10 protein-coding genes and 1 tRNA gene are annotated in these 7,157 nt (G+C 59.6%); 5 read left to right on the top strand and 6 right to left on the bottom strand.

All coding sequences use genetic code 11. The annotated features are described in order from the left end of the window. A partial coding sequence (locus FY112_RS36925) for a hypothetical protein (protein ID WP_210384809.1) occupies positions 1 to 721 on the top strand: 721 nt, incomplete at its 5' end. 151 nt (positions 722 to 872) lie between these two features. On the opposite strand, the gene FY112_RS25610 is transcribed toward FY112_RS36925, so the two are convergent. Beyond that, a tRNA-Ile gene (locus FY112_RS25610) sits at positions 873 to 948 on the bottom strand. Positions 949 to 1,148: 200 nt separating this feature from the next. Between FY112_RS25610 and FY112_RS25605 the strand changes: the two genes are divergently transcribed. Continuing rightward, complete coding sequence (locus FY112_RS25605; RefSeq protein WP_017961379.1) at positions 1,149 to 1,517, top strand: response regulator; 369 nt, start codon at positions 1,149 to 1,151, stop codon at positions 1,515 to 1,517. Between the two features lie 121 nt (positions 1,518 to 1,638). Here the strand turns inward: FY112_RS25605 and FY112_RS25600 are convergent, their stop codons facing one another. The 3 genes from FY112_RS25600 to FY112_RS25590 form a co-directional block, all read right to left on the bottom strand. Beyond that, positions 1,639 to 1,842, bottom strand: a complete 204-nt coding sequence (locus FY112_RS25600) for a hypothetical protein (RefSeq protein WP_017961378.1) — start codon at positions 1,840 to 1,842, stop codon at positions 1,639 to 1,641. Further along, entirely contained in the window at positions 1,839 to 2,504 is a 666-nt protein-coding gene (locus FY112_RS25595; protein ID WP_017961377.1) for an acyl-homoserine-lactone synthase, read from the bottom strand. The genes FY112_RS25600 and FY112_RS25595 overlap by 4 nt, the downstream gene beginning before the upstream one ends. Before the next feature lie 143 nt (positions 2,505 to 2,647). Then, positions 2,648 to 3,373, bottom strand: a complete 726-nt coding sequence (locus FY112_RS25590; RefSeq protein WP_017961376.1) for a LuxR family transcriptional regulator — start codon at positions 3,371 to 3,373, stop codon at positions 2,648 to 2,650. A 123-nt stretch (positions 3,374 to 3,496) separates the two neighbouring features. Here FY112_RS25590 and FY112_RS25585 point away from each other — a divergent pair, with 123 nt between their 5' ends. Both FY112_RS25585 and FY112_RS25580 read left to right on the top strand, forming a co-directional pair. After that, complete coding sequence (locus tag FY112_RS25585) at positions 3,497 to 3,691, top strand: hypothetical protein (RefSeq protein WP_017961375.1); 195 nt, start codon at positions 3,497 to 3,499, stop codon at positions 3,689 to 3,691. A gap of 332 nt (positions 3,692 to 4,023) precedes the next feature. Continuing rightward, complete coding sequence (locus FY112_RS25580; protein ID WP_151519564.1) at positions 4,024 to 5,949, top strand: DUF5054 domain-containing protein; 1,926 nt, start codon at positions 4,024 to 4,026, stop codon at positions 5,947 to 5,949. Positions 5,950 to 5,967: 18 nt separating this feature from the next. On the opposite strand, the gene FY112_RS25575 is transcribed toward FY112_RS25580, so the two are convergent. Both FY112_RS25575 and FY112_RS25570 read right to left on the bottom strand, forming a co-directional pair. Continuing rightward, positions 5,968 to 6,207, bottom strand: coding sequence for a DUF2934 domain-containing protein (locus FY112_RS25575; protein WP_017961373.1), 240 nt, complete (start codon positions 6,205 to 6,207; stop codon positions 5,968 to 5,970). 19 nt (positions 6,208 to 6,226) lie between these two features. Next, positions 6,227 to 6,433, bottom strand: a complete 207-nt coding sequence (locus FY112_RS25570; RefSeq protein ID WP_017961372.1) for a hypothetical protein — start codon at positions 6,431 to 6,433, stop codon at positions 6,227 to 6,229. A gap of 362 nt (positions 6,434 to 6,795) precedes the next feature. On the opposite strand from FY112_RS25570, the gene FY112_RS25565 reads away from it, so the two are divergent. Beyond that, a partial coding sequence (locus tag FY112_RS25565; RefSeq protein ID WP_151519566.1) for a hypothetical protein occupies positions 6,796 to 7,157 on the top strand: 362 nt, incomplete at its 3' end.

The raw sequence follows: 7,157 nt of genomic DNA, 5'->3' as shown, positions 1-7,157 counted from the left end.
CCTTTACGGGTCCAACCGCTGCGCTGTGGCCCACGCCTTTGGCACTACTGCAAACCCTGAGGATCCGGCTGATATGCGGCGGATGCGACAAGATTTGCCTGTTGCTCAGGTGTTGGCGGAATACGCCATCGAGCACCACTTCGGTGTGAAGAGCAGCCAAACGATTTGGGAAGAGCACCTTTACGAACTCAAGGGCTTCTACGAAATATTCGGCGAAGGTGCCGTGGCGACCATAAAGGCAGGCGCCTCGCCGGAGCGAAATCTTTGGCCGCTGCTTCCTAGGCTTACAGTGTCGTTGGCACGCAGTGAAGGGTTCGCGGCGCTAACCAACCTTCGTTCTGAGGTAATAGCGATTGCGGATGGCTGTGCGACTGTCATGTGCACCTCTGATGACAACCTTACAGAGATGGTGCTGTGGCTGAATTTCGCAGAGGAACGACTACAGATAAATGTGAAGGATGGGCTGAGGACGGCCGACGACGGATCGGAGGGCGCGGCCAGAAGCTACGCAAGCGTCATGCGATTTGTTCGCGACTATATACTCAACGGTGTCCTTGAAGTGTGGGATTGGGATCAGCGAAGACTGCTTGGTAAATGCGATGCCTTCATTCCGTTGAATGTCGATCTCGAGGCAACCAAAAGAGCTTATGATTCAATCATTAGAAATTACGAAAATCTAGCTGAGGTACGTTCGAAATCGGGGAACTTTGGTGGAGACTAGGTCCGCAGCTCCCACCATCATCGAATGACGCGCCATCAAACCCCGCCCTCAAGCATGCTTCAAAAGATTTCGAAAATTCCGGAATCTAGTGTCAAAATTGCGGTTTCGCGTCCGGCTACAGCGACCGGCGAGATACAGCATCTTGAAATGTTGGTGGGCCCGGAGGGACTCGAACCCCCAACCAAGCGGTTATGAGCCGCCGGCTCTAACCATTGAGCTACAGGCCCTGGCGTCGGGTGTCCGGCGCTTGGGTGCCGGGGCAATGGTTCCCGCAGCACGGTTTCCGCTCTAACGCAAATCCGGGGGAGCCACAAGCGGTGAGCGCAAGCATCTGTGGACGATGCATATTTCGTGGGCAGCCACTGGAACCTTCTCGCGCGGGCTACACTTATCCAAGTCACATTCCGCATGAAGAGGGCGATCGCAGATGGTGGCTTCGAACAGTGCCGTGGTGCTCATCGTGGAGGATGAACCGCTGATCCGGTTCAATATTCTCGATGTGCTGGAAGAGGTCGGTCATGTGGCGCTGGAAGCGGCGAATGCCGACGAAGCTCTGGTGGTGCTGAAGGGCAGGCAGGATGTCGATATCCTGTTCACCGACGTCAATATGGCCGGTTCGATGGACGGTCTCCAGCTTGCCAATCGGGTGAGGGCGATGCGACCGAACATCGGCATCATCATCACCTCGGGCATGGTGCGGCTCGATCCGATGGCGCTGCCCGCCAATACCGCCTTCCTGCCGAAGCCCTACATGCACGATACGCTGGTTTCGACGATCGATTCTCTGATGACGTAACGGCAAACCCTGATGACAGGACAGGGGCGCGCAGCCGCAAAACGGGGACTGTTTTTGCGGCTGCGCGAGAGGCGCCGGGAGACATGCTCGTCTTCAGGCGGGGCGGAGGGGAACCACACCCTCAGCTGAAGCTGCTCTTCAGCGCCTCGTTCTCGTGATGGGCCTTCTTCTCGTAGATCGTGAACAGCGCCATCGAAAGGAGATAGGAGAGGAAGGGATCCCCTATCTGCGTGGCGATGTCGCGGGATGCGAGAACATGGCGCTCGAGAGCGCCGATATCCTTCTGTATTGCGGTCTGCGTGGTGGTTTCAGCGAGGCGATTCATGCTGCCATCTCCAGGAATTGGGTCACGACCGAGCGGGCCGGCACGTGCCTGACATAAAGGGGTAGGGTGAGGCCGAGGGCGGCGCGCATCTTGCGGAGCACCCGGTCCGAGACTTCGAAGGCGCCGCAGCAGACGGGGTATTTGCCGTAGCCGTCTGCACGGCCGAGTTCTTCCACTTCGGCGCCGGCGCGCTTGTAGACGCGCTTGAGATAGGGCTCGTAGTTGGAAATCATCGTATGGATGCCGTGATCGAGCGCGCATTCGCAAAGCGCAAGCAGCATCATGGAGAAGGCGCGGCCGGCGTCGATACCGGGGAAATCCTTGGCGATCGCCTCCTCGTCGATGCACATGCGCGTGCCTTCCCAGATGCCGGGGGCAATCAGATTGGCGGCATCGGGAAACGTCTCGCGGAAGACGTCGTAGAGAAGGGTCGGTCCTGTCGTCGGCATCAGGCGCATGCCGCCATAGAGGCGGGTGCGGCTGTCGTTGCACCAGACGAGGTAAGCTGGGGCGAGCGAATCGTAGCTGTCGCGTTCGTAAGGGCCGATGACGGGAACGTCCCAGCCGAGCGTATCGGCGAAGACCTTCTTGCGCAGGCGAAACATCTGGTCGAGTACGGCAGCGTATTTCTGATACTCATGTGCCTGAATGATAACGAACATTTTGCCCTCCAGCGTTTTCAAGTTCGTGGAAAGCAGAATGGTTCAAGCGGGCCGGTTCGGAAATTCCCTCAGATGGGCCCCCTCAGATGAGGGGGGCGCATATCGCGCAAAAGTGTGCAGCGGTTTTGCGACAACGACATGCGCTAGGGATTGATGATGCGCAATTGCACGGCCCGCGAAGCGGCGGCCGAGATCGTGGCGCAGCCGAGTTTGAAGCGGGCGGTCTTCAGATAATCGCGCGTGGTGTGCTCCGATATGCCGAGGATCACCGAAATATCCTTGTAATCCTTGCCCAGCGCCGTCCAGTGCAGACATTCGATCTCGCGCGGCGACAATGCCGGCACCGGATCGTTTTCACCATGCAGCTCGTAGACGGCCTTGCGGTGGATGAGATGGGCGATCTCGATCCATTCGTTGCGGCAGCGGCGGACGAGTTCGGCCCATTCTTCCGCCGGTATGCGGGCATTCAGCGACAAGAGCGCGCGGCGCTGCGCCTTGTCGGCAACGGGAATGGAGTAGCCGTTGCCGCCGATACCGTGCTTCTGGGCATCGACCAGCATGGCATAGGCCTCCGGCGTCGGCTCGACCTCGCTCCAATCGAAGGGCAGCTGGCGTTCGAAGCCCTGCTTGACGATCGGATCGACCTTCACATAGCTGTTCAGGAGGTAGCGGGAGACCCAGGCATCCGGGTAGGTGGTGCGCACGAAGGGCGAATCGATCTTGGCCGCGATCGTCTGGGCGAGATGGTAGGTGACGAAATCCAGGCCATATTCCGCCTGGAGAATGCGGATGGCGGCATCCACATTGGCCGCAGCCTTGATCTGTTCGAAAGCGGACTCGAACTTTTCGCTGTAGGTATTCTCAATCATTTCCACTGCCCCAATCCCCTCAATCCTACCGCGAGCGCTGTCATAAATACAAGGCATCCCCACATATGCGGGGAATGACAATCCGGGTCCCATCTGCTAGCGCCTTTCATGAGGAGACCTCATATGGACAGCAAGAGACCATTCGCGATTGCCGAATGCCAACAGGCCGCCAAGGGCCTGAAATCCAGCTGGCAGGACATGGCAGGCTCCGAAGCGCTGATTCGCGCGCTCGTTGCCGAACGCAACGGCGACACGCCGCTGGCGCTGTTCTGGACCGAGGTTCACCGGGCGCTCTGCCAGGAAACCAACGCCTTCTGATAATCGGCTTCCCCGAAGGGCTCAGGCTTTTCTCCTTGGCTAAACAGCGCACCACCCGGGCGCGGCAGCAAGGAAGTCCCGCCGCCTTTCTATATAATTATCGATGAACACGTCTTCATTCTTGTCGCGATTCGATTCTACGATGAAAGCGTCGGACGATAGCGTTTTCGGATATATGGTTAATAAACCCGCACGATTTCATCGATTTGTGCCAAAACGGGTTGACGAAGAATTTGCGGCAGGAGCAATGATGTTTGTGGAAACGGTTACACACCTGTGCCGCCACTGGCTGCAGAGTGTCTCGACTGTCATCACCGATGTAGTGGAATGGAATGACTGAAAAGCGCGTGCATCTGGTTTTCAAGACCCATCTCGATATCGGCTTTACCGATCATGCCGAGAAAGTCCGCCGGCAATATCACGAGCGCTTCATTCCGCAGGCGATCGAAACGGCCAAGCATTTTCATGCCGAAAATCCCGACGAGCCGAAATTCATCTGGACGACGGGCGCCTGGCTGATCTGGGACCATTTGAATTCGCGCTCGGCGGGAGAGGTGGCAGCGCTGGAACAGGCGATCGAGCGCGGGCTGATCCGCTGGCACGGTCTGCCGTTCACCACGCATACGGAGCTGATGTCGCCTGAACTTTTCCGGGCCGGGCTTTCCTATTCGCAGGAGCTCGACCGGCGATTCGGCAAGACGACGATCGCGGCGAAGATGACCGATGTGCCCGGCCATACGCTCGGCATGGTGCCGCTGCTTTCCGAGGCGGGCATTCGCTTCCTGCATCTCGGCGTCAATACGGCCTCACCGCTGCCCGATGTGCCCGACATCTTCCGCTGGCGGGCGCCCGGCGGCGAGGAAGTGGTCGTCATGTACCAGCGCTCCTATGGCGAGACCTGTTTCCCCGACGGTTTCGAGGACGGGCTGAGCTTTGCCCATACCAACGACAATATGGGGCCGCAGAGCGTGCCGCAGACGGCCGAGGCCTATCGCGAATTACGCGCCCGTCAGCCGGATGCGGTCATCCGCGCGGCGACGCTCGAGGATTACGGCGCCATTCTCTGGAGCGAGCGCGAGCGTTTCGCTGTCATCGAGCTGGAACTCGGCGACAGCTGGATCCATGGCAGCGCCAGCGATCCGGTGAAGACGACGCGGTTCCTCGCGCTGCAGCGGCTCTATGACCGCTTCGCGGCGGATGGGCTCGACGCGCGACGTCTCGCCTTCGGGCGCGGACTGGCGATGGTGGCCGAGCATACCTGCGGCGTCGATGTCAAATCCTATCTGCGCGACGACAAGGCATGGTCGCGGGCCGATTTCGAGGCCGCGCGCCGATCCGATTATCGCTTTGCCTATACCGAAGCCTCATGGGACGAGCAGCGCGCCTATCTCGACCAGGCGGTCTCGGAACTCGGCGAGACGGACCGGAAGGCGGCCCAGGCGGTGCTTGCCGAAATCGCCACGCCTGCGGTGATCGAGGGCGGCGGGCGCGAGCTCCGCCTGCAGGCCGGCGGCTGGTCGATCGCGCTCGACGGTGCGAGCGGCGATGTGGCCGAAATCACCTCGCCCTCCGGCCGGACGATCTCCGGCCGCGACGGCTCGCTGATCGCCTATCGATATGAGAGCTACGATGCCGGTGACGTTATCAGGCACATGGAAACCTACCTGACCCATCGCCAGGAATGGGCGGTGCTCGACCATGACAAGCCGGGGCTTGCCCGGTCGGAGGCAGCACTTTCGAAGGTTTTTCTGCCGAAGCTGGAAGCGACTGATGGGGCGGGCATCCTTCTGTCGATGCCTGCCGAGGCCGTGCAGAAATATGGCGCGCCGCCGCATGTGATGCTGCATTTCTCCGCCGAGGGCGATCGCCTGAACCTCAGCCTGACATTGCACGACAAGCCGGCCAACCGCATGCCGGAGGCAAGCTTCCTCTCCTTCACGCCTGATGGTGCCGGGGACTGGAATTTCCGCAAGATGGGCCTCTGGCACCGATCCGGGAATATTGCGACAAGCGGCGGCGGGCAATTGCAGGCGGTGACATCAGCACGTGGTGATCTTGCCGATGGCCCGCTGACGATCGAAACCTTCGATGCGCCGCTGGTTGCGCCGCAAAGCTGGGATTTCATGACATTTTGCAAGACGCTGCCGGACTTTGCCGCCGGCATCCGCTTCAATCTGCACAACAATAAGTGGGGAACCAATTTCCCGATGTGGTGGCAGGGAGATTTTCAGGCGCGCTTCCGGCTCAGCCTGAGCTGAGCCGGCACGAGGGAAGGGTCAGCCGACCTTTGTCGAAGGATTGACCCAGTCCTGACGCGGCACTTCGGGCCGCTGCGGTTTCGGACGAAACTTCACCAGCACCTCGCGACCATCGACAGAGGCCTGCGTGCGCTCCAGCGCCTCGCGTTCGGCAACTGCCTGGCGCCAGTGCTCGTCGTCGCGGCCATCAGGCCGGCCCTGTTCTTCCCAGATCGCGTAAGCTCTTTTGCTGATCCATTCGTGGCGGCTGTCGCTCATCGATCCATTCCATTCAGTGTTATTCGGCAATTCTGTCCTGCAGGACCGGCGGCCGGCGCTTGGCTGCCATCAGCAGGTCGAGTTCGATCGAGGAGGGCCCGAAACGGGTAAACAGGCTTTCTGCCTGCTCGCCGCGCAGGCCATATTTGGCGGCGAATTCATCAAGGCTATAGGGACGGCCGCGCAGGATCCTGCTTCGGCGCTCCGGTTCACGGATTTGCGTCATTGGTGGTAACCCCAGTGTGTTTTGCGAATTGTGAGAACAAAACAGATTACAGCCATAAAAGTTCCGTGATTTTTCAGGGTTTTTTCGCCTTGCCGTGCCATTCCGGAGCGATCTCGGGCAGGTGGCATAGATTTTTAAGACAGGTGTGCACGGAGAAAATTTCGTCTAAAACACGCAAGAATATCAGCGTGTTATGGAATTCGCTTCCATGGCGGCGGATAAATGGGCTTTACCCCGGCGCGTTACTCTATAGAATCAATAGTGTTATTCGGTTCGCAGGGGGCAGCAAAACGTTCCGTTCCCCGCGTTAGCGCGACCGAAACCGGAGGACTTTGGCTTCAACCCATCAAGAGGAGACAGACATGATGAATGCACTGCCGCCACTTCATGACGGCCACGCGCCGTTCAACCTCCAGCAGCTGTTTCGCGAAGCGCTCTATGCGTTCGAGGAATGGGACAGCGAATTGACCGAACCGATCGTGACCCACGAAGGACGGGTCATCCCCATCAGCTTCGTTTTCGAAGCCATGCGCGAATGCACCGACATCGTGCCGATGAACATCGTCGGCGCCGTCACCGAACGGCTGACCAAGCCGTGGGAGGGCGAAGGCCCGCTCGACCAGATGACCTTCTCGACGGCGGCGCGTGTCATGCGCGTTTTGGTGCGCAAGCGCCTTCACGTCACTGGGGCTGCGGATCTCGTCGCCGTTTCGGCCCACGCGTC

The sequence above is a fragment of the Rhizobium sp. PEPV16 genome (assembly GCF_008919455.1).
GTDB lineage: Bacteria > Pseudomonadota > Alphaproteobacteria > Rhizobiales > Rhizobiaceae > Rhizobium > Rhizobium leguminosarum_Q.
This window is presented reverse-complemented; position numbering and strand designations above follow the sequence as displayed.

Coding starts and splice junctions, on each gene's coding strand:
- FY112_RS25605 (WP_017961379.1), top strand. CDS start 1,149: ATGGTGGCTTCGAACAGTGCCGTGGTGCTCATCGTGGAGGATGAACCG.
- FY112_RS25600 (WP_017961378.1), bottom strand. CDS start 1,842: ATGAATCGCCTCGCTGAAACCACCACGCAGACCGCAATACAGAAGGAT.
- FY112_RS25595 (WP_017961377.1), bottom strand. CDS start 2,504: ATGTTCGTTATCATTCAGGCACATGAGTATCAGAAATACGCTGCCGTA.
- FY112_RS25590 (WP_017961376.1), bottom strand. CDS start 3,373: ATGATTGAGAATACCTACAGCGAAAAGTTCGAGTCCGCTTTCGAACAG.
- FY112_RS25585 (WP_017961375.1), top strand. CDS start 3,497: ATGGACAGCAAGAGACCATTCGCGATTGCCGAATGCCAACAGGCCGCC.
- FY112_RS25580 (WP_151519564.1), top strand. CDS start 4,024: ATGACTGAAAAGCGCGTGCATCTGGTTTTCAAGACCCATCTCGATATC.
- FY112_RS25575 (WP_017961373.1), bottom strand. CDS start 6,207: ATGAGCGACAGCCGCCACGAATGGATCAGCAAAAGAGCTTACGCGATC.
- FY112_RS25570 (WP_017961372.1), bottom strand. CDS start 6,433: ATGACGCAAATCCGTGAACCGGAGCGCCGAAGCAGGATCCTGCGCGGC.